Annotated in this window: 20 protein-coding genes; 12 read left to right on the top strand and 8 right to left on the bottom strand. The window is 67.1% G+C overall.

The window, feature by feature from the left end:
- The first annotated feature begins 269 nt into the window (after nt 1-269).
- A complete protein-coding gene (gene guaA / locus IEW22_RS00870; RefSeq protein WP_188584679.1) occupies nt 270-1,868 on the top strand; it encodes a glutamine-hydrolyzing GMP synthase in 1,599 nt (532 codons plus the stop codon).
- 21 nt (nt 1,869-1,889) lie between these two features.
- Here guaA and IEW22_RS00865 read toward each other — a convergent pair whose 3' ends face one another.
- Both IEW22_RS00865 and IEW22_RS00860 read right to left on the bottom strand, forming a co-directional pair.
- Entirely contained in the window at nt 1,890-2,114 is a 225-nt protein-coding gene (locus IEW22_RS00865) for a hypothetical protein (protein WP_188584793.1), read from the bottom strand.
- On the bottom strand, nt 2,107-3,483 hold the full coding sequence (locus IEW22_RS00860) for a PspC domain-containing protein (protein ID WP_188584678.1): 1,377 nt from the start codon (nt 3,481-3,483) through the stop codon (nt 2,107-2,109). Before IEW22_RS00860 ends, IEW22_RS00865 begins: the two co-directional genes overlap by 8 nt.
- A gap of 205 nt (nt 3,484-3,688) precedes the next feature.
- On the opposite strand from IEW22_RS00860, the gene IEW22_RS00855 reads away from it, so the two are divergent.
- The 3 genes from IEW22_RS00855 (at nt 3,689) to IEW22_RS00845 (ending at nt 6,163) form a co-directional block, all read left to right on the top strand.
- Nucleotides 3,689-4,051 (top strand): hypothetical protein, encoded by a 363-nt coding sequence (locus IEW22_RS00855; protein ID WP_188584677.1) that lies wholly within the window; start codon nt 3,689-3,691, stop codon nt 4,049-4,051.
- 70 nt (nt 4,052-4,121) lie between these two features.
- Nucleotides 4,122-5,396, top strand: coding sequence for a PspC domain-containing protein (locus IEW22_RS00850; RefSeq protein ID WP_373284116.1), 1,275 nt, complete (start codon nt 4,122-4,124; stop codon nt 5,394-5,396).
- Complete coding sequence (locus IEW22_RS00845; protein ID WP_188584675.1) at nt 5,393-6,163, top strand: LuxR C-terminal-related transcriptional regulator; 771 nt, start codon at nt 5,393-5,395, stop codon at nt 6,161-6,163. Before IEW22_RS00850 ends, IEW22_RS00845 begins: the two co-directional genes overlap by 4 nt.
- Before the next feature lie 30 nt (nt 6,164-6,193).
- On the opposite strand, the gene IEW22_RS00840 is transcribed toward IEW22_RS00845, so the two are convergent.
- On the bottom strand, nt 6,194-7,552 hold the full coding sequence (locus IEW22_RS00840) for a serine/threonine-protein kinase (RefSeq protein WP_188584674.1): 1,359 nt from the start codon (nt 7,550-7,552) through the stop codon (nt 6,194-6,196).
- Nucleotides 7,553-7,641: 89 nt separating this feature from the next.
- On the opposite strand from IEW22_RS00840, the gene IEW22_RS00835 reads away from it, so the two are divergent.
- Nucleotides 7,642-8,358, top strand: coding sequence for a CPBP family intramembrane glutamic endopeptidase (locus IEW22_RS00835; protein ID WP_188584673.1), 717 nt, complete (start codon nt 7,642-7,644; stop codon nt 8,356-8,358).
- A gap of 67 nt (nt 8,359-8,425) precedes the next feature.
- On the opposite strand, the gene IEW22_RS00830 is transcribed toward IEW22_RS00835, so the two are convergent.
- On the bottom strand, nt 8,426-11,128 hold the full coding sequence (locus IEW22_RS00830) for a LuxR C-terminal-related transcriptional regulator (protein WP_188584672.1): 2,703 nt from the start codon (nt 11,126-11,128) through the stop codon (nt 8,426-8,428).
- 277 nt (nt 11,129-11,405) lie between these two features.
- On the opposite strand from IEW22_RS00830, the gene IEW22_RS00825 reads away from it, so the two are divergent.
- The 5 genes from IEW22_RS00825 to IEW22_RS00805 all read left to right on the top strand — a co-directional run bounded on the left by IEW22_RS00825 (nt 11,406) and on the right by IEW22_RS00805 (nt 17,988).
- Complete coding sequence (locus tag IEW22_RS00825) at nt 11,406-12,437, top strand: hypothetical protein (protein WP_188584671.1); 1,032 nt, start codon at nt 11,406-11,408, stop codon at nt 12,435-12,437.
- The gene (locus tag IEW22_RS00820) at nt 12,437-14,029 is read left to right on the top strand and encodes a DNA polymerase Y family protein (protein WP_188584670.1); all 1,593 of its coding nucleotides are present in this window, start codon (nt 12,437-12,439) and stop codon (nt 14,027-14,029) included. The genes IEW22_RS00825 and IEW22_RS00820 overlap by 1 nt, the downstream gene beginning before the upstream one ends.
- 86 nt (nt 14,030-14,115) lie before the next feature.
- Nucleotides 14,116-15,636 carry a flavin-containing monooxygenase gene (locus IEW22_RS00815; protein WP_229742051.1) on the top strand — a complete coding sequence of 507 codons (1,521 nt, stop codon included), beginning with the start codon at nt 14,116-14,118 and terminating at the stop codon, nt 15,634-15,636.
- A gap of 256 nt (nt 15,637-15,892) precedes the next feature.
- Nucleotides 15,893-17,077, top strand: a complete 1,185-nt coding sequence (locus IEW22_RS00810; RefSeq protein WP_188584669.1) for a serpin family protein — start codon at nt 15,893-15,895, stop codon at nt 17,075-17,077.
- Between the two features lie 155 nt (nt 17,078-17,232).
- Nucleotides 17,233-17,988, top strand: coding sequence for a DUF998 domain-containing protein (locus IEW22_RS00805; RefSeq protein ID WP_188584668.1), 756 nt, complete (start codon nt 17,233-17,235; stop codon nt 17,986-17,988).
- Nucleotides 17,989-18,021: 33 nt separating this feature from the next.
- Here the strand turns inward: IEW22_RS00805 and IEW22_RS00800 are convergent, their stop codons facing one another.
- From IEW22_RS00800 to IEW22_RS00790, 3 genes are all read right to left on the bottom strand, one after another.
- Complete coding sequence (locus IEW22_RS00800; RefSeq protein WP_188584667.1) at nt 18,022-19,104, bottom strand: alanine racemase; 1,083 nt, start codon at nt 19,102-19,104, stop codon at nt 18,022-18,024.
- Between the two features lie 37 nt (nt 19,105-19,141).
- Nucleotides 19,142-19,417, bottom strand: coding sequence for a GlsB/YeaQ/YmgE family stress response membrane protein (locus IEW22_RS00795; RefSeq protein ID WP_188584666.1), 276 nt, complete (start codon nt 19,415-19,417; stop codon nt 19,142-19,144).
- A gap of 249 nt (nt 19,418-19,666) precedes the next feature.
- Nucleotides 19,667-20,956: a low temperature requirement protein A gene (locus IEW22_RS00790; RefSeq protein ID WP_188584665.1), complete on the bottom strand. Its 1,290-nt coding sequence runs from the start codon at nt 20,954-20,956 to the stop codon at nt 19,667-19,669.
- 87 nt (nt 20,957-21,043) lie between these two features.
- On the opposite strand from IEW22_RS00790, the gene IEW22_RS00785 reads away from it, so the two are divergent.
- The gene (locus tag IEW22_RS00785) at nt 21,044-24,340 is read left to right on the top strand and encodes an error-prone DNA polymerase (RefSeq protein ID WP_188584664.1); all 3,297 of its coding nucleotides are present in this window, start codon (nt 21,044-21,046) and stop codon (nt 24,338-24,340) included.
- 91 nt (nt 24,341-24,431) lie between these two features.
- Complete coding sequence (locus IEW22_RS00780) at nt 24,432-24,647, top strand: DUF167 domain-containing protein (RefSeq protein ID WP_373284115.1); 216 nt, start codon at nt 24,432-24,434, stop codon at nt 24,645-24,647.
- Nucleotides 24,648-24,718: 71 nt separating this feature from the next.
- On the opposite strand, the gene IEW22_RS00775 is transcribed toward IEW22_RS00780, so the two are convergent.
- The gene (locus tag IEW22_RS00775; protein ID WP_373284111.1) at nt 24,719-25,174 is read right to left on the bottom strand and encodes a tRNA (cytidine(34)-2'-O)-methyltransferase; all 456 of its coding nucleotides are present in this window, start codon (nt 25,172-25,174) and stop codon (nt 24,719-24,721) included.
- Nucleotides 25,175-25,256 lie beyond the last annotated feature (82 nt).

Raw genomic sequence — 25,256 nt, 5'->3', positions numbered from 1 at the left:
AGTTGTGGAGTTGCATAATCAGCAACTGAGTTGACGATAGAGCGACTAGACCGGCGCCAGGCTTCATCCATGTAAACGCTGATGGCCTGGCGTTAACATCGAGTTACCCGACGTTGTGGGCTATTTGCGGCGGGCTACTACGGGCTCATCTCGCTGGACGGCCGCGGGAGATGGAGGGTGGCCTGTCGTCTGTGGTTGCTATATATGCAACTGGCATGACGCAAACGGCATATGTATATGCAGTGTTCTCGACCGCCTAAACTGGACCGGTGACAGATACGCAGGCGGTCCAGACCCCGGACAACGTCGCCCCGGTCCTCGTCGTTGACTTCGGCGCGCAGTATGCGCAGCTGATCGCGCGGCGGGTGCGTGAGGCGCGGATCTACTCCGAGGTGATCCCGCATTCGGCAACGGTCGACGAGATCAAGGCGAAGAACCCGGCCGCACTGATCCTGTCCGGTGGTCCGGCGTCGGTCTACGCCGAGGATGCGCCCTCGATCGACCCCGCGCTCATGGATCTGGGCGTCCCGGTGTTCGGTATCTGCTACGGCTATCAGTGCATGGCCGCCGCACTGGGCGGCGAGGTCGCCAACACCGGTGGTCGTGAGTTCGGACGCACACCGTTGCGGGTCACCGAGACCGACAGTGTGCTGCTGGCCGGGCAGCCCGCCGAACAGCCGGTGTGGATGAGCCACAACGACGCCGTGCAGCGGGCACCGGAGGGCTTCACCGTCACCGCGTCGACCGAGGGTGCGCCGGTCGCGGCCTTCGAGAACCTCGAGCGCCAGATGGCAGGGGTTCAGTACCACCCCGAGGTGATCCACACCCCGCACGGTCAGCAGGTACTCACGCACTTCCTCTACGACATCGCCGGCCTCGAGCCCACATGGACCGCCGCGAACATCGCCGAGACACTCATCGATCAGGTCCGCGAGCAGGTCGGTGAGAACGGGCTGGCGATCTGCGGGTTGTCCGGTGGTGTCGATTCGGCGGTGGCCGCGGCTCTCGTGCAGCGGGCCATCGGCGACCGACTGACGTGTGTGTTCGTCGACCACGGCCTGTTGCGCGCCGGCGAACGCGAACAGGTGCAGAACGACTTCGTCGCCGCGACCGGCGCCCGTCTGGTCACGGTCGACGCGGCCGAGACGTTCCTGACCGAACTCAAGGGTGTCAGCGACCCCGAGACCAAACGCAAGATCATCGGCCGTGAGTTCATCCGCTCATTCGAAGGTGCGGTCAGCGAGGTCCTCGGCGATCGCGCGGCATCCGGGCAGAAGGTCGACTACCTGGTGCAGGGCACCCTCTATCCCGACGTGGTGGAGTCCGGCGGCGGCACGGGGACCGCGAACATCAAGAGCCATCACAATGTCGGCGGACTGCCCGAGGATCTCGAATTCGAGCTTGTCGAGCCACTGCGACTGCTGTTCAAGGACGAGGTGCGGGCGGTGGGCCGCGAGCTCGGACTCCCCGAGGAGATCGTCGGCCGCCAGCCCTTCCCCGGGCCGGGCCTGGCCATCCGCATCGTCGGGTCGGTCGACGCCGAACGGCTGGCCACCCTGCGCAAGGCCGATCTGATCGCGCGCGAAGAACTGTCCAGCGCCGGCCTGGACTCGACCATCTGGCAGTGCCCGGTGGTGTTGCTCGCCGACGTGCGCAGTGTGGGCGTTCAGGGCGACGGCCGCACCTACGGACACCCCATCGTGCTCCGTCCGGTGTCCAGTGAGGACGCGATGACGGCGGACTGGACGCGGGTGCCCTACGACGTGCTGGAGAAGATCTCCACTCGCATCACCAACGAGGTGGCCGAGGTCAACCGCGTGGTGCTCGACGTGACGAGTAAGCCGCCGGGCACCATCGAATGGGAGTGACGGGCAGCGCGCCGAACCGGGTCACCGGCGTCGGCGCACTGCGCCCATTCCACTGATCACCAGCGCCAGTCCGGCGAGCACGCCCAGCCCGACCAGGCTCCAGGCGATCACGGTGAGTTCGCGCAGGCCGCTGCCGCCGGCCAGGCCCCAGCCGGCGATCACCAGCACGATCACCGCGACGGCCGCGTGGAGTGGGGCGAACCGCCGCCGCGGCGGTGCGGTGTGTGCAGTGGTGGGGTCAGGCACGTCGTATCTCCACTCGTCCGGCGTTGGTGTGTGCGTCGATCGTCAACCGCGGTCTGTGTGCGGACGGCGAGTCCGACGGGATGCAGGAGACGTCACCGACCGGGGTTGCGCACCTGGTGGTGACGGCGACGTCGCGAGGAACCGTCACGATGACGTCGCCCAGCCCGACACGCACGTCGATGTGCGCGTCGGTGGTGAGGTCGAGTCGACCGAGGTCCAGCCGGGCACTTCCGGCGGTCAGTTCGTAGGACTGCGACAGCTGATCCATCGACGTGGGACTCCAGGTGCGGTCTCCCACACCACCTGAGGGCATGGGCCCGAGGTGATCGACGAGGGCGATGATCACGACGGCGACGGACAGCAGCACCGCGATCGGCATCAACCCCCTGCTCTTACCGACGATCGAACCGATCAGCAGGCCGCCGCCGAGCACCGTCAGTGCGGCCGAACAGATGCGCAGGGGGGTCAGCGCCTCGACCCCCAGCAGGGCCGTCGCGGTCAACACCGCGGCCACCACCAGTGCCAGCCCCATCGACACCACGGTCACCGTGTGGCGACCGGACTCCTTGGGTGCGCTGACGAGAGGTTCAGGGGCGGGCAGATCCCAGGCGAACGGCGCGGCCCCCAACGGATCCCAGCTCGGTGGCTGCCTGTCGCGTAGTACCCGCGCCTCGTCGGAGGTCGTCGAGAGTGTGGAGGTGGCGGGGACCGTGGAGGTCATGGAGGCGGGGGCGCTGCCTGGCGTGGCCGGATCGAACTCTGGTCCGGCGGGGGCGGGGGAGACCGACGGGTCGGTGGGTATGCCGATGGTGTCGGCACCGGTGCCCGGTACCGGTTGCGGCGTCCGCTGATACAGCAGCCACCAGCCGAGCAGCATCAGCGCAACACCCACGAAGAATCCGGTACCCCAGGCGAAGTGCGGAGTGAACACGATGCTGATCACCACGACGGCGGCGATCACGACAAGGGCGGGTGGGCGGCCACCGCGGTGGTGATCGCGCCGACCACGGCCGCGTCGTCGGGCGTCGCGTCGTGCGCGGCGATCTCGGCGGTCAGACCGCCACTGCTGCAGCGGATCCCGCGGGCCATGTGGACCGCCCATGTTCTCGTTTGAGCCGTCCCATTCTGCTCCTGACAGGTCCGGTCCTGACAGGTCCGGCTGTGACGGGAAAGCGATCCAGCAGACCAGGTAGAGCACGGCGCCGCTCCCGCCGAACAGCGCGGCGACGGCGAAGGCCACCCTGATCAGGGTCGGGTCCACCCGGTAACGCCGGGCGATGCCCGCACACACACCACCGATGGTGGATTCGCGATCAGACCGAACAGGCCGTGTCTCCCAGAGGCGTTCGAGGTCTTTCGAGGTGACCATGACCGCAATCCTGACGTGCATTCGCTGAGCGCGGTATCGGGTGACACCCTGATCTTTCTGGCCGTGCCGATCCTTCTGGACGGCCGGTCTTTCTGGTCGCACAGCAGTTCTCCGCGCGGCGCTTCGGCGATCACGGGCCGAAAAACCGATCACGGGCCGAAAAACGACGTGAGGTGAACCCCTGTCTGTCTCTAGGGTCGGTGACATGGTTGCCGAACACTGGATAGCTCATCGCAGATCCGACGGCGAACTCGTCGGCTGGATCGACATGGAATCGGTGCCGGGTCGCCTCGTCGTCATCGACCGGTTGGGTCGGGTGGTGGCGACGGTGACCGAGTGGGATGAGGCGCAGGACATACTCGACGACCTGGGCCTGCGCTTTCTCACCGCGCGCTTCTGGTGGCAGTCCGAGTCGGGTCCGCTGCGGGTGCGGATCGTCGAACTCGACGACACGCGGGTGGTGGTGACGACGGCAGTGACCGACGCGATCGGCGAGTCTGCACCGACCTTCGAGATCCCGTTCCCTGTCCCGGAGGACTTCATCGAGGTGGACGGGCAGCGAACGTGACGGCGACGCCGTTCCCCGGGAAGGAACTCCGGGGATTCCCTGATGTCCCCGGCCGGGTGAACATGTCACCATCGACGCTGTGAGCACCGACCGCATCGTTCGCCGTGACGGCGGACGAGTCATCGCGGGGGTCGCCGGCGGCGTCGCCGATCACCTCGGGATCGACGTGGTGCGGGTGCGGGTGGTGTTCGTCGTCCTCGCGGCGCTGGCCGGGGCCGGGATCGCCGCATACGCACTGCTGTGGTTCTTCTGCCCCGTCGGGGACGACGTCGATCCGCCCACACCGGTAGAACGTCGCCAGGCCTACGGTCTGGCGATCCTCGGCGTGGTCGCCGCGTCGGTCGTCGCGTTCGCCGCATCCGGCGGCGCGGCGCGCTATCTCATCCCGCTGGTGGTGGTGGCCGTCGGGGCGTCGCTGGTGTGGCAGGAATTCGACGTGTACGGCGGAAGTCGCCGACGCACATCCGTATTCGCGTGGACGCTGCTGACCTGGATCCGCATCGTCGGTGGCACGGTCGCGGTGATCGCCGGATTGGTCGTGGTGGTCTTTGTCGGAAACCGGCGAGTGGGCGGGCTGGACTTCACCCTGGTCGCCGTCGCCGCGACCCTGGCGGGTGTGGTCCTGCTGACCTTCCCGCTGTGGCTCGGGATGTGGCGGACACTCAACGCCGAACGCGCCGCTCGCATCCGCAACGAGGAACGCGAGGAGATCGCGGCGCATCTGCACGACTCGGTACTGCAGACGCTGGCGTTGATCCAGAAGCACTCCGACCGTCCCGAGGACGTCGCGCGACTGGCTCGAGCCCAGGAGCGACAGCTCCGGGAGTGGTTGTTCGGGGACAGAAGTGGCGGCGGTGACTCGTTCGCGGCCGCACTGCGTCAGTTGGCCGCCGAGGTGGAACAGACCTATGGCATCGAGGTCGAGGTCGTCACCGTCGGGGACGTCAGCACCGGTGACGACGTCGCCGATGCCGCCCGCTGGCCGGCACTGCTCGGTGCCATTCGCGAGTCACTTGTCAACGCGGCCAAGCACTCCGGGCAACGGTCGGTCGATCTGTTCGCAGAGGTGGAGGCGCAGACGGTGACCGTGTTCGTGCGTGATCGCGGGATCGGATTCGATCCGGGGGCGGTGGAGGACGACCGTCAGGGGATCGACAAGTCGATCCGGTCACGGCTCGAGCGTCGCGGCGGCCGCGTGCGCATCAAGTCGGCGCCGGGCCGGGGCACCGAGGTGGAGATGGTGATGCCGCGGGCCGAGACAGGCGAACAGGTCGGATCAGACCAGAAAGCCGCCACCGCAGAGCCGGTGTCGGGCAACCGGGACACTAGAGGAGACCGTGGATGAGCCACACACCTCACGCCGAACCGACCGGCGATCACACCGAGGATGTCCACGGGATCGAGGCCACTGAGACGACCGTGTTCATCGTCGACGACCACGCGGTGTTCCGATCCGGCGTGCGCAGCGAACTGGCCGCCGACCCCCGTATCCGGGTGGTCGGGGAGGCTGGTGGTGTGGCCGAGGCCGTGGCCGGAATCGTTTCGGCGACACCGGATGTGGTGCTGCTCGACGTGCACATGCCCGCGGGTGGTGGTGTCGCGGTGCTGCGGGGCGTGACCGAGCGGCTGGGGTCGGCCCGACCGGCTCGCCGGGACATCTCGGATGCGCAGGCACGCGGACGGTCGGCCCCGGTGTTCCTCGCGCTCAGTGTGTCCGACGCCGCCGAAGACGTCATCGCGACCATCCGCGCCGGCGCCCGCGGATATGTCACGAAGACGATCCGCGGACCCGAACTCGCCGACGCGATCTCGCGTGTGGCAGAAGGTGATGCGGTGTTCAGTCCGCGGCTGGCGGGTTTCGTACTCGACTCGTTCACCGGTCGCTCGCCGGTGCCCGAGACCGCACTGGACCCCGAACTCGACTCCCTGACCCGGCGTGAGATGGAGGTACTGCGCCTGCTGGCACGCGGATACACCTATCGGGAGATCGCCGAGGACCTGTTCATCTCGATCAAGACCGTCGAGACACATGCCTCCAACATTCTGCGGAAGACGCAGCAGTCCAACCGGAATGCGCTCACCAGGTGGGCCGCAACCCGGCACATCGACTGACCGGATCGCATCCGGCGGGGGTGTTCGGTCTCAGAGCGTCAGCGCCAGGATCACGGCGAGGACGAGGAGGAGTACGAGCACCGCGCCGATCCCGATCGTCGCCGTGGTGGGGGAGATGCCGCGCGGCGCGACATCGTCTGGCCTGGGTGGGATGTAGGGCTCGGGCATCGGCACCACATCCGGCACCGTGGCCGACAACCGTGATCGGTCGGCGCGTGGACCACCGGGCGGCGAATCGTGGCGGCGGTGCGGGGAGGAGTCTCTGGGCTGCGATGAGCCCGTCGCCGATGGCGGATTCTCACCACCGCCAGATCGGTGGCCGGTCGACGAGCCGGCGGCTGTGGACGAGCCGGGACCACTCGAGGGACCGGTGGATGTCGTGCCGACGCGGCGATATGACGCGCTGTTGATCCGGTCGTGGGTGGCCGGATCGGGATGCATGCCGTAGCGCGCCCAGCTGGGAATCGTGCCGTCGAGGGTACGAATGCGTTCGGTGAGCACACGGGCGGCCGACCCGTTGGGCCCGGCCGCCGCTGCCACGAGCATGTCGCGCGCCTGCGCCATGGTCGGACGCCGCGCCGGGCTCGGTTCGAGCATCGCCAGCAAACCGTCGCGCAGATCGCCCGACCGCGTGGGGGGTGTGATGACACCGCGGGCCACCCGATGCAGCAACACCATCGAATCCTCGTCGATGCCGAACGGGGGCCGGCCCTCGGCCATCGTGTACACCGTGGCGCCCAGCGAGTACACATCCGAGGCCTCGGTCGGTGCGTCGCCGCGGGCGACCTCCGGGGCGAAGAAGGCGGGGGTCCCGGTGATCACCTCCGAGTCGGTGAGAGACACATCGTCTGTGGCCCGTGCGATACCGAAGTCGGTGATCTTGACCAGTCCGGCTTCGGCGCCCGAGGCGATGAGGATGTTGCCCGGTTTGATGTCGCGGTGCAGGATCCCGGCTCGGTGCGCCTCGACCATCGCGTTCGCGATCTGCGCACCGATCTGCGCGGCCTGCGCCACAGGCAGCGATCCGACCAGGTGCAGCACTGCGGCGACGCTGCGAGAGGGCACGTACTCCATCACCAGCCACGGCTCACCGCGTTCGAGTGCCACGTCGTGCATGGCGACGGCGTTGCGGTGTGCCAGTCGTGCGGCGAGTCGACCCTCATGCAGTGCGCGGTCGCGGAGTTCCGCGGCGGTGGCGGGGGTGAGTCCCTCGGTGGACAGCACCTGCTTGACCGCCACATCACGATCGAGGAGCTGGTCGTGTGCCAGCCACACCGCGCCCATACCGCCGCCGCCGATCCGTCTGCGTAGCCGGTAGCGCCCGGCGACCAGATGGTCGGGCCCGGGCGTGGGGCGGCGCTGCAGTGGGGCGTTCACGGGTATGACCATAATGCCCGGAACGCCGGAACGGGTACGGCGACGACGATCGTCGCCGGGTCGCGCGGTGATCGGCGGTCGCAGGTCCTAGTCTCGTCAGAATGGGGCGTCCACAGAGTGCAGTCCGCGGCTGGCTCACCGTGGCGGCGGTGATCGCAGTACTCGTCGCGGTGAATGTGGGCAACCACTGGATTCATTCGGTCGTACACGATCTCGTGGTCCCGATCGCCGCGGTCGCACTCGTGGTGATCTGCTGGGTCAGCGGCATGACGATGGCGGAGTTGGGGTTATCGCGCTCGCAGATGGGATCGGGCCTGCGCCTGGGTGCGGCGATCGCACTGCTGATCCTGGTCGTGGTGGTGATCGTCGCGATCGTGCCCTGGACTCGGTCGTTCATGCTCAACGACCGGTACAAGGACGTCTCGTCGGCACTGCTGTCGGCCTTCGTGATCATCCCGCTGCAGACCGCGATCCCCGAAGAATTGATCTTCCGGGGAGTGTTGTTCGCGGCGCTGCGCCGGGTGTTGAGCGTGCGCGGGGTCGTCATCGTCGACTCGCTGCTGTTCGGTATGTGGCATGTGGTGTCGTCGCTGGGGCTGACCGCGGGCAATTCCGGTCTCAGCGGTGCACTGGGTTCGGGTGTGTTCGCCCAGATGATCGGCATCGTCGGTGCCGTGATCGCAACGGCATTCGCCGGACTCGTGTTCTGCTGGCTGCGGCTGCGGTCCGACAGCGTGCTGGCCCCGATCATGGTGCATTGGTCGCTCAACGCCTCGGGCGCGCTCGCCTCGGCGCTGGCGTGGCGATTCGGGGGGTGACCGCCCGCCCGGGCGATCGGTGCCCGGGAGATCGTGCCCGGGAGGTCGCTGCTCGCCCGGCGGTTCGTCAGGAGCGGTCTGCGCCGGGACGCCGGATCAGCGTGGCGAGTTCCTCGCGGCTGGTCACGGCGGCGCGCTGGGTGGCCCGGTAGATATGCCCTTCCACCGATCGCACCGACAGTGACAGCTGCTGGGCGATCTCCTTGTTGGTCAGACCCTGCCCGATCAGTTCGATGATCTCGTGCTGTCTGCGGGTGAACTCCACGCCGATGTCGGTCGCGCGGATCGCGGGCGTGTCGATCGGACCGCAGTCGGCGAGCAGATGTGCGAGCCGCTCGCGCGTCGACATCTCGCTGCCGTGCAGTTCGGCGCGGTGGAATGCCGCGACCGCCGCTGCCAGTGCGTCGGCGGCGGCGATCCGGTCTCCCATGTCGGAATACCGTTGCGCGGCGACGAGCAGTCGGTTGCCGTCACCGGAGGCAAGTGCTTCTGCGTGACATGCCGCGGCCACGACGCGCGGTCCCCCGACGGTCGAGGCCAGTTCGTTCAGCCTCTCGCGCGGGCGGGGGTCGCCGAATTGGACGAGCACCTGTAGCGCGTTCACCTCATGGGATGGGAGTCCATGTGCGCGAGCGAGTTCGGCTGCATCGGATGCGATCCTCGACGCTGCCGAGAGCTGCCCTTCCGCGGCCAGAGTCCACGCCGTCGCGAGTGCCTGACCACTGGACATGAAGGCGAAGTCCGGCGGCATCACCCGTTCGAGTTCGGTGAGGGTCACGCGTGCCCGAACGGGTTGTCCGGCAAGCGCGTACGCCTCGGTCAGCCAGATGAGTACGGCAGGGCGGATGCCCGTGGTGATCCCCTGATACCGGGACAATGCGGCCAGCACATCGGTGAGAGCACCGATCGCGGCCTCCGGCTGTCCGCCGGCGAGGAGAGCATGCCCCATCTGGAAGTCCGCGCCGAGTGTGGACGGCATGGTGTGTCCACGTGAGATCTCTTGCAGCGCTGTGGCATCGGTGATACATGTGTCGATGTCCCCGGCGAGGCGGGCCGCTCGTGCCCAGACAGCGGTGAACCACGGTCGCAGATGTGCGGTCTGCCATGCGCGGGCGAGGATCGCAAACCCCGAAGCGGCCGCACGGCCGGCCGCCGCATGATCGCCGAGACTTCCGTACGCACTCACCTGTGCCGCCGAGGCGATCAGTGCGTGATAGTCGGGCAGCTCGTCGAACCGGACCCGGGCCAGACTCTCCAGCGCGCTCTGCGGGCGGGTGAGCACGCTCAGTGTCCCGGCGCGGATCGCCGCGAGTGCGTGACGATGCAGACGCTGGTCTGCGGTGGTGGCGGACAGGTCGATGGCATCGAGCACGCGGAGCGACTCGACGGCCTCACCGAGGTTCCAGGTCAGGTTCGCCGCTCGCAGGATGTCCCACATCGGGGTGGATTTGACGATGTCGTCGTCGGTGTCGGCGATGACGGCGGCCACCTCGTCGCCGTAGCCGAGCGCGGTCAGCGTGGTGACCATCTCGAGCAACCTGTCGCCGATCTCGGGATGTGCGATACCGGCCATGGCGATGCGGTGTGCCACGTCGGGGGCGCCGATCTGGGTGGCGGTACGTACCGCGTCGAAGATCTCGGCGACCGAGGGCGTTATGTCGGACTGCAGCAGGTGGACCACCGCGCGGACGAAATCGGATTCGTCGGTGGCATCGAGCAGCGCCGTTCCCGCGATGCGGTGCAGACGTCGGGCACGCAACGTCGCGATCCCTGACTTGCGTATCTCGCCGATCAGCGGGTGCGCGAACCCGACGAGCTCCCGGTCGCCGTCGGTGCGCACGACCACGATGCCGTGGTCCTCGGCGTGTTCGAGTTGTGTGCGGTAGCCGAGATCGACAAGCAGCTGCTGTGGCAGGGGTTCGGCGAGGGCGAGCAGGTCGATGAGTTCGGCGACACTGTCGTCCACCTTCTCCAGCCGGCTGCGCATCACGTCGCGGATGGTCGGCGAGACCGTGAGATGTCCGGTCCATGTCCACACCCCGGTGACCGGAGCCAGCCTGCCCGAGGTCAGTTCGCCCTCGACGAGTTGGCGCAGCAGCAGGTGGTTCCCGCCCGACATCGCGGAGAACCGCTGGACGGTGTAGGAGTCCACCGGGCCCCCGACCGCCTCCTCGAGGATCGTGCGCACCTCGGGCGGTCCGACCGGGGTGAGTTCACAGCGCTGCAGTGCGCCCTGGCGCCACAGGGCATCGAGCGGTCCGGGCAGGACTTCCCCGGTCCGGACGGTGAGCACGAGCGTGGCGATCCCGCGAGTCATCAGTTCACCGGCCACGAAGGCCGACTGGTCGTCGAGCAGGTGCACGTCGTCGATCCCGATGACCATGCGACGCCGGCAGGCATCGGCGGTGACGGCATCGATCAGCGAGGTGATCCGCTGGAGCGGATCAGCGGGGGTGGTCACGAATCGGGCGGGGGTGGACTGGATGGGGGTGAAGCGGGCGAATACCGCCAGCGGTACGTCACGGATGGCATCGGTCGCGGTCAGCCAGTGCGTCCGGAATCCGCGATGGGCGGCGATACGGACGAGTTCGGTGGCCAGCCGGGTCTTGCCGAGTCCCGACTCGCCGCTGAGGAGGACCCCGCCGGTGGTGGTGGGGATGCCGGTGGGTTCCGGGTTGCTCGGCGCGACCGGTCGTCGGGTGCGCAGCACCGTATGGACGATCCGGTCGAGTTCGACATCTCGACCGACGAATGGCCATGCTCGTGGCACTGAGACCTCGCAGGGTGGTGACCTCGGTAGAGCTGGCCGTCGGGTTCCTGTGTCCCGGCGACGGCGTTGTCGAGGATATAGCGAGTGATCCTCGGTGGTGGCGATCCTCGGTGTTGATTCTGTCGGACCCGATCCCTATCGTCATACGAAAGCATGTTCGAAGTCGTGTTTGCCGCTCCTTCCCGGCGCGCATCTTCCCCTCGACTCGTTCGCATGACGTGGAACGTGACGGTGACGGGTGACCTCACACAGTGGTGTGAGGCGGGGAGGACGTGTGATGACTGCACGGGTGATCAGAGGTCTCACATCCGGCGACGGTGGTCGTCCGGGCTCGACAGATGACGCCTCGGGAGAGGCGGGTACCGGGGCGGTACTGGCCGATCTGCGGTCGAAGCTGGCCGCGATGTCCGCGGTGCGTACCGCGAAAAGTGTTGTGCACCAGTCGGAGATGGCTCGTGGTGAGCGGTCGGTGGTCGGCGTCGGTGTCGACGTGCTCGATCGGCAGGTCATCGAGATGCCCCCGGCGCTGTCGGCGGTACTGCCGGCCGGCGGGATGGTGCGTGGCACGGTCGTCGCAATGTCGGGGGCCCGATCGGTCCTGCTGTCGATGATCGCCGCGGTCACTGCGGGCGGGGGGCATGTGGCGATCGTCGGACGGTCGGATCTGGGGCTTCTCGCCGCCGACGAGATGGGGGCGGATCTGTCCCGGATCGCGGTCATCGGCTGTCCGGGAACCGACCCGCTGGAGATCGCCTCCATCCTGCTCGACGGTCTCGACGTGGTGGTGCTGAGTCTGCGCGGCGTACACCTGACCCCGTCTCGGGCCCGGGTCATCATGGCCAGACTGCGCAGCAAGGGCGCGGTCCTGGTGGCCATGGACGGACACTGGCCGGGTGCGCAGTTGACGGTGACCGGACGGGTACAGGCGTATCGCCGCACACCGGTCTGTGGTGGTCCCGCTTTCGATGATCCTGTTTCCGGGCGGCAGGCTTCTGATCGCACCGATCTGTCCGGACGAGGGGAGTCGTCGGGAGATGGCTCGTCCGGACACGGTGGCCGGATCACCGGGCTCACGCTGACCGTCGAGGCCGCCGGCCGAGGTGTCGCCACCCGCCGGATCGAGGTGGAATGGATGCCCGGCGAGCGGACTGCCCTCTACGCTCCTTCCCTGCGGGAATCCGCATACGGGGGGACCGGGCAGGCGACCGGGGTGTGCGAGACGACCGGGGCGGGCGAGACGACCGGAGCGTTCGGCGAACGCCTGGACCGTGAGGCGCCGTCGGGTGCCCGGTTGCGGGTGGCCAACTGATGGCCAGGGAGGTGTCGGCCCCGCGCGTGCTCGCCCTGTGGTGTCCTGATTGGCCGGCCATCGCCGCGGGTGCGGAGAAAGATCTGTCACCGGAGCAGCCGATCGCGGTGTTGTCGGGTGGTCGTGTGCTGTCCTGCTCGGCCGCTGCCCGCGCGGCCGGTGTGCGGCGGGGGATGCGTAAACGGGAGGTCCAGGCGATCTGTCCCCATCTGTACGTGACGGTCGACGACGCGGGTCGCAGTGCGCGGATGTTCGAACCGGTGCTGGCCGCGGTCGCCGACGTGATCCCTGCGGTCGAGGTGATGCGGCCTGGGCTGATGGTGATGTCGATCTCCGGAGCCACCAGACATTTCGGCTCGGAGGCCGACATCGCCGAGCGGGTCATCGACGTGGTGTCGGCATGCGGGGTCGAGTCGCAGACCGGGATCGCCGATGAGGTGTTCACCGCAGTGCTCGCCGCGCGGCATGCTCGCCTGGTCGATCCCGGAGGCGGCCGGGAGTTCCTGGCGCCGCTGGCGGTGTCGGAACTGGGATGTGAGCCGGTGCTGTGTGCGGGACCCAACGGTGTCGCCGATCGGGACGAGCTGATCGATCTGTTGTGGCGCATGGGAATCCGGACGATCGGGGCATTCGCCGCACTCGAGGTCACCGACGTGTCCACCCGGTTCGGTACCGATGCGGTGGTCGCGCACCGGTCGGCTCGGGCGTTGCCCACCAGACCGGTGTCGGCCCGTGGACCAGATGCCGATCTGGTGGTGGAGTACCGCTGCGATCCGCTGTTGGAGTTCGTGGAGGCCGCCGCATTCGTCGGGCGCCGCCTCGCCGACGATCTGCATCAACGGCTTCTCGCGGCGAACGTTGCCTGCACCCGACTGACCGTTCGTGCCGTCACCGCATCTGCGACGTCGTATGCACGCACCTGGCGGTGTGTGCGCCCGATGACGCCCGAGGACACGGCCGATCGCATCCGCTGGCAACTCGAGGGGTGGATGTCGGGACGTAACGCGCCGCGCCCGGACGCCCCGATCGCGGTTCTGCGTCTGGAACCGGTGGAGGTGATCGATGCCGCGGAGATGCAGTACGGCTTCTCGGGGGCGGGGCTGCCGTCGGACAACGAGACACAGGAACGCGTCCGTCGTGCACTCGTGCGGGTCCAGGGGCTGCTCGGCGGTGACGCCGTGCGGGTGCCGGTGCGCAGTGGTGGCCGCGGCCCCGCAGAGCAGGTGACGATGGTGGCGCTGGGCGATGAACCCGCCGCGGCCCGCGATCCGTCACTGCCGTGGCCGGGACGCCTCGGTGGGCCCTCGCCGGCCGTGCTGAGCAGTGAACCCGTCGAGGTGCTCGATGCCGCCGGGTCGCCGGTCCGCGTCACCACCCGCGGCGGCTTCAGTGCCGATCCGGTGAGCCTGTGCTGGGGACGCCGCAGCTGGTCGGTGCGGTGGTGGACCGGCCCCTGGTCGGCCGATGAGAAGTGGTGGATGCCAGGCAATGACGGGGTGACGAGCAGGGCGCAGGTGCTGCTCGATGATTCCCGGGCGCTCCTACTGCGCCACGAGAGGTCCGCATGGGTGGTGGAGGGTGTGTACGAATGACCGTGGTGAACCGAATGACCGTGCTGAACACTGCGAGTCAAGAATTTCCTGTGACTCAGGTCACAGGAAACGTCTAGACTGCTCATATGTCCCAACCCGATATGTTCCCGACAGCATCATCGCCGAGCGCTCCTGATCACGACGCCATCATCGTCGGCGCGGGATTCGGTGGCATGGGTGCGGCCATCGAACTCGACCGGCTCGGCCTGTCCGACACGGTGATCCTCGAACGCGAAGACGACCTCGGTGGCACCTGGCATGTGAACAGATATCCCGGCCTGGCGGTCGACATCGCATCGATGACCTACTCGTACTCGTTCGAGCCGAACCCCTACTGGTCGCGCCTGTTCGCGCCGGGCGCAGAACTCAAGCAGTACGCCGAACATGTCGCCGACAAGTACCGGCTGCGTGAGCGTATGCGGTTCTCGACCGTCGTCGACGCGGCCTGTTGGGATGAGGAGAACTCGTGGTGGCGGGTCACCACCGCTGCGGGTGAGGTCTACACGGGCCGATACCTGGTGACGGCCACGGGTTTTCTCTCACAGCCCTACACACCGCCGTTCGCGGGTATCGACGATTTCACCGGGCGCATCGTCCACACCACCGACTGGCCCGACGACCTCGACCTGACCGGCCGACGGGTGGCGATCATCGGCACCGGCGCGACCTCGGTACAGCTCGTCCCCGAGATCGCCGCTGTCGCAGACGAACTCACCGTGCACCAGCGCACGCCGATCTGGGTGGTGCCCAAACCCGATTTCCCGATCCCGCGTCTGATGCAACGGATGTTCGCGGCCATCCCGGTCACACAGCGCATCGGGCGCGCGATCAACACCACCATTCTCGAGGCGCTGATGGTGATCGGTGTTCTGCGCTTCCGCCAGGCCAAGCCACTCAACCGGATGGCCGCAGTCCTCGGTCGGGTGCACCTGCGACTGTCGGTCCACGACAAACAGACCCGTCGCGCACTGACACCGCACTACGATTTCGGGTGTAAGCGACCGACCTTCTCCAACAAGTACTTCACCGCGTTCAATCAGCGCAACGTCCACCTCGAGACATCGCCGATCGACCACATCACCTCCGACGCGGTCGTCACCGTCGACGGACACGCCCGCCCGATAGACACCCTCGTGCTGGCCACCGGATTCAACATCTGGGACGTCAACTTCCCGGCCTTCGAGGTGATCGGCAGAGAGGGGAAGAACCTCGGAAAGTGGTGGCGCGACGCACGTTTCCAGGCATACGAGGGCATCACCATGCCGATGTTCCCCAACATGTTCAGCCTCAACAGTCCCTACTCGTACAGCGGACTGTCGTACTTCACCACGATCGAGGCGCAGATGAAGCACATGGCCCGTCTCCTCGGTGAGGTGCGCAGGCGAGGTGCGCGCACCTTCGAGGTGAGCGAACAGGCCAATCGGGAGTTCCTCGACCACGTCACCGATCGGCTCGGCGACTCGGTCTTCTACGCCGGCCGCTGCGCGAGTGCCCACAGCTACTACTTCAACCAGCATTCCGAGGCGGCGCTCCTGCGGCCCACATCGACGATCACCACCCACCGCGAGGCGTCGCGATTTCCCCTTGGCGACTACCTCTACTCCTGACATCTCTGCTGCTGACATCGCCCACCTGCGATCGCCGCCCCCGGTCGGCCCGCGCCTCTCACCTCTCCGCGGCTCACCTCATCCCTGCCGGACTCATCGCGTGGGGATACCCTCCACTCTTGTGCGATGGACTGTGAGAACAACGGCCCTGCGGATGGTGATTGTCGCCGCGCTCCTGGGATCTGCGGCAGGTTGTGCCGATTCATCCGGGGGAAGCGAACTCTCACGTGATGCCCAACTGAGCAAGGCGCCCGACGTGAGCTTCCAGCAGGTGGGCGTCGACGAGGTGGGCGATCACCTCGAGGCCGCGGTCGCGGGGACGCGGACGCTCGGTGTGCGATTGCTCGCACCGTCCTATGCCCAGGGGCATGTCGACAATGTGGTCGTCTCGCCGTTCTCCGCGCGGGTCGCGCTCGCGATGGTGCGAGCCGGTGCCGGCGGAAAGACCGCACACGAACTCGACTCTGCTCTGGGCACAACTGATCCGACGACCTTCGCCGCACTGATCGGCCAGTTCGACGCGCTCAAGGGAGATCCCGGCAAGGTCGATCAGCAGAACCCGCCGAACCCCCCGGTGCTCAATCAGGCTGCTGCCGCGTTCATCGATCACACCCTGCCCGTGGGCGAGCGGTATCTGAAGACTCTGGCGAGTTCGTATGACACCGGTGTCTACCCGGTCGACTTCGCCTCGGGACAAGCGCGATCGGCGATCAACCAGTGGCTCGCGGTCAACACCGGCGATCTCATCGACTCCACTCCCACCGATGACAACAGCGACACGCGGATGTCGTTGCTGTCGACGGTGTTCCTCGCAGCCGCCTGGGCACATCCCTTCTCGCCGGGTTCGACAGGGCAGGCGTCGTTCACGCGCGCCGACGGGTCGGTGGTGCAGGCGGATCTGATGCATCAGACCACCACGGGCAGGCTGGTGAGCACCGACTCCTATGTGGCCGCGCAGTTGCCCTATGGCGGTGGACTGGCCATGCAGATCGTGGTGCCCACCGAGAAGGGTGCGACGAGCGAAGGCGCCTCCACCATCGCCTCGGTCGCCACGGACACGGTGTTGTCGAAGGTCGCGGCGGATCTGCATGCCGCGCGTGACGAGTCGGTGACCTTCACGCTGCCCCGTTGGAGTGTCACCGATTCGCTCGACCTCAAACCGGTGCTCACCCAGATGGGGATCACCACGATGTTCACCGCCGATGCCGATCTCGACGAGATCAATCCGTCGGTGATGGTCAACGCGGTTGCCCAGGACTCCACCATCACCGTCGGCGAGAAGGGGACCGTCGCCGCATCCGCCACTCAGGTCGACATGATGCCCACGATGTTGCCGCCCGGCCCGGCGATCGTCGCCGACCATCCGTTCGTGTATCAGATCGTCGACACGGCCACCGGGCTCCCGCTGTTCATGGGAGTGCTCGCCGATCCCTCGGCCTGAGAGCACGACCGATCCGCGCAGCGGCCCGACCTACGTTTCTCCCGACCTACGTGTCTGGGGAATGAACTCCGCGAGTTGCGCGATACACCTAAGGATGTGGAGAACCGTCGGCGGCGCGTCCGACTGCGGTGGTCGAGGGATCGCGAGGTTGTGTCATGAGCATGGCCGGTTCAGGGTGGGGACTGCTCGGATCGACCGGTGGCGCACGGCAGTTGCAGCAGCTGTCGGCGGGACTGTCGGTACGTGACTGGGCGGTGGCGTCGGCGATTCTCGCGCCGATCGGACTGGCTGCCGCAGCGCTGGCGGCCCATGTGCTGCTCGGTGCGCACAGTGGATACAGTCCGCTGAGGCAGACGATGAGCGTGATGGCCGCCGACCGTCCGGTCACCGGGATCATGACCGCCGGATTCGTGTGGAGCGGACTGTGTCTGCTGTTGACCGGGCTAGGGCTGCGGGGTGTGCGGCGCGTGTCGCGCAGCGTGCTGGCCTCATCCGGGTTGTGCGCGTTCGTCGTGGCGGCATTTCCGGTGTCGTGGAACTCGTTTCCGGGGATGTCGGCCATACATATCGCCGCCACGTCGACCGCGGCGGTACTGCTGGCGATCTGGCCGCTGACGGTGAGCAGCCGATCTGCCGCAGTCCCGTTCACCTTTCGCCCCTATGCCGGGGTCGCCGTGACGCTCGCGATGATCGGATTGCTCGCCTGGGTGCTCTACGAGGCGGACCAGGGTGGACTGCTCGGACTCTCGGAGCGGGTGGTGATCTTCGCGGAGATGATCTGGCCGGCGATCGTGGTAATCAGCGGTGCGCGGTGGCTGCGCTCACGTCGCACCGATCCGGGGCCGGATGGGTCGCCCACTCCGGTGGCCGCCGACGCCGTCGGCCCGGCGCTCGAGCAGACCCGGGACTGAACGTCTCCTCGAGCCATCGTGGTGGGCGACTCGTCAGAATCTGCCCCGCGCGGCGACGTCCCACCAGCCGGTGATCTCGCCGTCGGTGGTGATCGCCACCCGGTCGACGAGATTGACCGCAGTGCACACGTGATTGGGCACCGTGTGGATGATCGTGCCCGGCGGTGGCGCCGTCGAGCTGAACTCGATCGTCGCGTGATGCTCCGACAGTGCCACGATCCGCGCGTCGGGGTCCTCGATCACACGCCCGAAGCCGGTGGTCCAGCTCGGGCGGTCGGCGCCGAGGATCTTCGACCCGGAGTCGGCGATCGCCCGGTTGCCGTCTCGTTGCACCACGGTCGAATATGCGGTGAGCGCGACATCGGCGAGTCCGCAGGTGCCCAGCTCGACCTGCTGGGCGTCGTTGAACACGTACACGCCGGGCCTGATCTCGGTGGTCACGTCGGCGTCGGTGAAGGCCGCCGACGGTGTCGACCCGCCGGATCGGACGATCGGCTCGCATCCGGCCGAGCGCAGCGCTTCTGAACCCGCGGCGAGCGTGGACGCCTCGTCAGCGGCCGCCGATGACGGAGAGCCCGGGGCATAGGAGTGCCCGGGGAAGGTGAAGACGCCGATCACCTCGATGCCGCCGTCAGCCAGGACGTCGGCCACGGTACCGGCCTCGTGAGGATCGATTCCGCTGCGATGATGACCACTGTCGAGCTCGATCATCGCCGACAGTGGTGTGTCGGTGGCCAGCCGGGCGAGTTGTTGGGCGCCGTCGATCGAGCCCACCCCCACCCGCAGGCGCGCCCGGTCGGAGATCTGCCGCAACAGCGACGCGGTCTCGGGAGTCAGCCACAGGGGATAGGCGATGAACAGGTCGTCGACACCGGCGGCGGAGAACACCTCTGCCTCGCCGATCGTTGCCACCGTCAATCCGATTGCACCGGAATCGATCTGGCGATTGCCGAGTTCGATCATCTTGTGGGTCTTGGCATGTGGCCGCAGATCGAGGCCGCGGTCACGTGCGTGAGTTGCCATGGACTCGACATTGCGGGTCGTGATGGCATCGTCGAGGGCCAGAAACGGGGTGTGCACAGGCCACACCCTAGTGGGCAGGTGGCCTGTGCACATGTCCGACAGCAGGTGCCGGACAACTGACATGACGGCGTCAGACGCCGGCTTTCTTACCCCCGGTGAGCCGGACATAGATCGCGATCAGGACAACTGCGACAACGATTCCGACGATGAAGGGGATGACCTTCCATCCGCCGTTGCTGTTGCTGTAGCCGAACTGATAGCACAGCCATGATCCGATCAGTGATCCGAGGAATCCCAGCACGATGGTCATGATGACCCCGATGCCCTGATTTCCCGGCATCACCAGACGTGCGAGTGCGCCGATGATGAGACCGACGACAATGGCACTGATGATTGTTCCAAGCATTTTTCGCGCCCCCTAGATGTCGCGGGTCGATACCCGCGGCCCGTGCGTACGCGCGTTGCTCGGCGTGGTCGCCAGATCAATGTACAAGAGCCGGATCGCTATTCATGGCAGGGATGGGAAATCGATGACAATTTGCGATCACAACATCACGATGTGCAGGTTGGCATCATCGTTTCTGCCTCGAGTCGATCGATTTCCGGTCTGGTGATCGTGGGGGCTGCCGGCCTGATGTCGAGGTGGATGCGAGCGTCAACCGGAGATCCGCGCATCACCTCCGCGGGCCAGTGCCTCATCGAGTTGTGCTGCCAGCCAACGCCATTCGAACAACTCGTAGGAGATGATCACGGCGACCGGCGAAGCGGCGACGATGAGCAGACAGGCCCACAGCGGCCACCCGGCCGCGGCGAGAAGTGAGGCCGCGATCGGTGCGGCGAATGTGATGACATGTGCGGGGTTGCGGGAGACACTGCCGACCAGCCAGGTGTGCAGTGCATAGATGCAGATCATGAACACCAGCACGGGAATACTGATCGACATGATTGCCGTCAGGGTGCTGACGTGGAAGTCCTCGGCGTAGACGTATCCGGTCACGTGCAGACCCGCTCCGACCGCCGCGATAGAGGCGAACAGCACGGAGTGTCCGTATGCCCACGGCGCCACCTTGTCGCGTCGTGCGTCGAGTACCGGCCCCGACGGGATCAGGAAGTACGTCCACCACAGGGCGAACGAGATCAGCACGCCGACGGCGATCACCACCACCGCGTCGGTGGTCCAACCCGAGGACTGGGAGATCTCCTGCGCGGCGGCCAAGGTGCCGGTGATGGTCTCACCGATGGCGATGATGGCGAGCAGGCTGTATCGCTCGGCGATGTGGTGTGCATGCCACGGTGATCCGCCGGCGCCGTGCCGTCTGCTCCACGCCTCGGCCACGAGCGGTCCGGCGAGGTCGATGAGCCAGAACACGACGATCAGGCCCAGCGACACCTCGAGGGACAGCGGGAGCAGGATGAACAGAACCCAGAGACACTGTGCGACCGCCACGACCAGTGCGCTCGTGATCGCCAGCCCGCGATGGTCGCGATCGTCGACCGCCACCCGTAACGACTGGGCGATCACCGCCACGCGCATCACCACGTAGCCGGCCACCATCACCGTGCCGGAGAAATGGTGGCCCTCCTCGATCGACCGGAACAACGAGGGGATGCCGATCGCGAGGACGATGACACCGGCCATCTGCACCAGCGTGAGCAGCCGGAACAGCCAGTCGTCGTTGTCGAACGCCGAGGCCAGCCAGGTGTAGCCGGTCCAGGCCCAGACGATCGCGAGGACGGCGATGAGGAATGCGATGGTGGCGCCACCGCTGTGGCCCTCGGCGATCCCGTGGGCCAGCTGCGAGCTGGCGGTGCCGAAAGCAGTGACGAAGGTCAGGTCGAAGAACAGTTCGAGTACGCTCGCTGCGCGATGGCGTTCGCCGGTGTCTCGGCCGGTCACTCTGCGTAATCCGTGCTGGTAGAACTGCTGTCCCGGTGACGTCGTCATGGCATCCCTCGCTGGTCGGCTCCGCAGGGGATGGTAATGGCCGGCCATCCCGTTTGATCTAGAACGCATGTTCGATACAGTGGGGTCATGTCGGGCTTCGGTACCGGGCCGCGCAGTTGGTCGGAGATGGAACGGGTGCTGTCGGGGCGTGCGCCCTCCGGCGGGCGTACCGATCTGGGCTTCCTCGGCGACGGGGGAGACAGCCCGGCCTGGTCGCGTAAACGTGGCGCCTTCGAGCCGCCCGAACTGCAGCGCCTGACCTCGACGGTCGACTACGCCGAACTGCACGCCCACAGTGCCTACAGCTTCCTCGACGGCGCGTCGATGCCCGAGGACATGGTCACCGAGGCGGTGCGGCTGGGGCTCACGGGGCTCTCGCTCACCGACCACGACGGGTTCTACGGAGTGGTGCGCTTCGCCGAGGCGGCGAGGGAGTGGGCGCTGCCGACGGTGTTCGGTGCCGAGCTCTCCCTCGAACACGATGCCGCCCGCACCGGAGTGGCGGACCCGCCCGGACCGCACCTGTTGGTGCTCGCACGCGGTGAACACGGGTACCGGCGACTCTCGCGTCAGATCGCCGCAGCCCATATGGCCGCCGGCGAAAAAGGCCTTCTTCGTTATGAACTCGACGATCTGGAGAACGCCGCCGGAGGGGACTGGCTCATCCTGACCGGATGTCGCAAGGGGTCGGTGCGCCGAGCGCTGGCCCGCAGCGGCCCGCAGGCGGCCGGGCGTGAACTCGACATCCTCGTGGAGAGATTCGGTCGCGACAATGTGGTGGTGGAACTGACGGTCACCGGCGACCCTGATGACGATGAACGCAACGCCACACTCGCACACCTCGCCGCGCAGCGGGGGATCGCCACCGTCGCCACCACCGGCGCGCACTTCGCCGGACCGACTCGCCGGCGGGTCGCGATGGCCATGGCCGCAGTCCGGTCGAGGATGACGCTCGACGAGGTGAGCGGATGGCTTCCGGCGCTCGGCGGTGCCCACCTGCGCAGTGGTGACGAGATGGCCTTGCTGATGCCGGATCATCTCGACGCCATCGACACCGCCGCACAGATCGCGCGCGAATGCTCCTTCGAGTTGCGTTTGATCGCACCGCAACTGCCGCCCTTCGACGTGCCGTCCGGATACACCGAGACCAGCTGGCTGCGTGAACTCACGATGCGCGGAGCCGCGCATCGCTACGGTCGCCCCGAACACAACCCGAAGGCCTACGCCCAGATCGAACACGAGCTCGCGGTGATCGAAAGCCTCGATTTCCCAGGCTATTTCCTGGTCGTGCACGACATCGTGGACTTCTGTAAGCGTAATGACATCCTGTGTCAGGGTCGTGGTAGCGCGGCGAATTCGGCTGTCTGCTTTGCCATCGGCATCACCAACGTCGATCCGGTGGCCAACAAACTGCTGTTCGAGCGGTTCCTGTCGCCCGAACGCGACGGTCCCCCCGACATCGATGTCGACATCGAATCCGACCGGCGTGAAGAGGCCATCCAGCATGTGTACCGCCGATACGGACGCGACTACAGCGCCCAGGTGGCCAACGTGATCACCTATCGCGGCCGGTCGAGTGTGCGCGACATGGCGCGCGCGCTCGGCTACTCGTCGGGTCAGCAGGACGCCTGGAGCAAACAGGTCGACGGCTGGACCGGTGAGGTGCCCGAGGGGGCCGACCACGACGTTCCCGAGCTGGTCCTCGACCTCGCCGCCCAGATGCGCGGGATGCCACGGCATCTGGGGATCCATTCCGGCGGCATGGTGATCTGTGACCGGCCGATCGCCGACGTGTGTCCCACCGAGTGGGCGCGGATGGAGGGCAGGAGCGTTCTCCAGTGGGACAAAGACGACTGTGCAGCAATAGGTCTGGTCAAATTCGATCTGCTCGGTCTCGGCATGCTCTCCGCACTGCACTACATGATCGATCTGGTCGCCGAGCACACCGGCGTCGAGGTGGATCTGGCCGCACTCGACCTCTCCGAGCAGGGTGTCTACGACATGTTGTGCCGGGCGGATTCGGTCGGGGTGTTCCAGGTGGAGTCACGAGCCCAGATGGCCACCCTGCCCCGGCTCAAACCCCGGAAGTTCTACGACCTGGTGGTGGAGGTGGCCCTGATCCGTCCCGGACCCATCCAGGGCGGATCGGTGCACCCCTACATCCGTCGTCGAAACGGCCAGGAGGACCCCGGCTGTGAGCATCCGTCGATGGAAGCAGCGCTGGCGCGCACGTTGGGGATCCCCCTGTTCCAGGAACAGTTGATGCAGCTGGCCGTCGATGTGGCCGGTTTCGACGCCGCCGAGGCCGACCAGTTGCGGCGGGCGATGGGATCCAAACGCTCACCCGAGCGGATGCAGCGGCTGCGCGCGCGCTTCTACCAGGGCATGGCGCAGACCAACGGCATCACCGGCGAACTCGCCGACCGGATCTACGAGAAGATGGCCGCCTTCGCGAACTTCGGTTTCCCCGAGAGTCATTCGCAGAGTTTCGCCTCACTGGTCTTCTACTCGTCGTGGTTCAAGCTGCACCACCCGGCGGCGTTCTGCGCAGGACTGTTGCGCGCACAACCGATGGGCTTCTACTCGCCGCAGTCGCTGGTCGCCGATGCCCGTCGCCACGGCGTCGTGGTGCACGGACCCGATGTCAACCTCTCCTCGGCCCATGCCGATCTGGAAGAGGCGGGGACACAGCTGCGTATGGGGTTGTCGTCGGTCCGTCACATCGGCGAGGAGGTCGCCGTGCGGATCGTCGACGAGCGGCGCGCACACGGTGACTATCTCGATGCCGCGGATCTGTCGCGCCGCACCGAGCTGACCACCAGACAACTCGAGGCGCTGGCGACCGCCGGGGCACTCGGGTGCTTCGGGGTGTCGCGGCGGCAGGCGCTCTGGGATGCCGGTGCGGCGGCACGTGAACGCAGCGACCGGCTGCCGTTGGTCTCGGCGAGTACCGCACCGACATTGCCGGGCTTCTCCGATGTGGAGCTCGCCGCCGCCGACGCCTGGGCCACCGGCGTCACCCCGACGGTGTATCCCACACAGTTCTTGCGTCCCCGCCTGCAGGCGATGGGGGTGACCCCGGCCGACGGGCTACTGTCGGTTCCGGACGGATCACGAGTTCTCGTCGCCGGTGCGGTCACACATCGTCAGCGTCCGGCGACGGCATCCGGGGTCACCTTCGTCAACCTCGAGGACGAGACCGGGATGGTCAACGTGGTGTGTTCGGTGGGCCTGTGGGCGCGTTACCGCAGACTCGCGCAGGAGGCGTCGGCCCTGATGATCCGCGGGCGAGTTCAGAATGCCGAGGGGGCGGTGACCGTGGTGGCAGATCGTCTGCAGCGTATGGACCTGCAGGTCGGCAGCAGATCCCGGAACTGGCGGTGACATGGCCAAGAAGAACACGCCGAGGCAGAACACGCCCAACCCGGGCACACCCAACGAGTCTGGGTCAAAGGAGTCCGGGATTCCGGAGACGATGACCGTCACGGTCAAACCGGGAAGCCGTAAGGGGCCTCTGGTCGAGACCGCGCCCGACGGCACGGTCACGGTCTACGTGCGCGAGCCGGCCACCGAGGGGCGTGCCAACAAGGCGGTCGGCGAGGTGATCGCCCGACACCTGGGTGTGCCCAAGAGCCGCGTGAGCCTCATCGGCGGTGCGACTGCGCGCATCAAACGGTTCCGCATCGACTGATCGGTTCCCGCCTCGCCTGAGCGGGGTCATCCCACCGCGCGGTGCGCGAGGTCATACCACCGCGCGGTGCGTTACACAGCCCCGCCGAATCCCTGCTGACGCCACGCCTCGTAGACGGCGATGCTCGCGGAGTTGGCCAGGTTCAACGATCGCGCACCGGCCCGCATCGGGATGCGCAGGCGGTCGGTGACGTGGGGGTCGCCGAGGACGTCGTCGGGAAGTCCGGTCGGCTCGGGTCCGAACAGCAGCACGTCGCCGGGCTGGTAGGCGACGTCGGTGTGGAATCGCGTGGCGTGTGCGGTGAAGGCATAGACCCGCTCGGGTCGCAGGTGTTGCCATGCCGTCAACAGGTCGGCGTGCACCGTGACCGACGCCATGTCGTGATAGTCCAGCCCGGCCCGCTTGACCTTGGCGGCCGACAGGTCGAATCCCAGTGGTTGAACCAGATGCAGTTCGCTGCCGGTGTTGGCGGCCAGTCGGATGGCATTGCCGGTGTTCTGGGGGATACGGGGTTCGAAGAAGAGCATGCGGAACACCCTTGAGAGCATGCCCGAGTGGGTCACCGGACCGAAATCGTCGTGGAGTCGGCGGCCGGACGGCGTAGCGATG

The sequence above is a fragment of the Gordonia jinhuaensis genome, from assembly GCF_014639795.1.
GTDB lineage: Bacteria > Actinomycetota > Actinomycetes > Mycobacteriales > Mycobacteriaceae > Gordonia_B > Gordonia_B jinhuaensis.
This window is presented reverse-complemented; position numbering and strand designations above follow the sequence as displayed.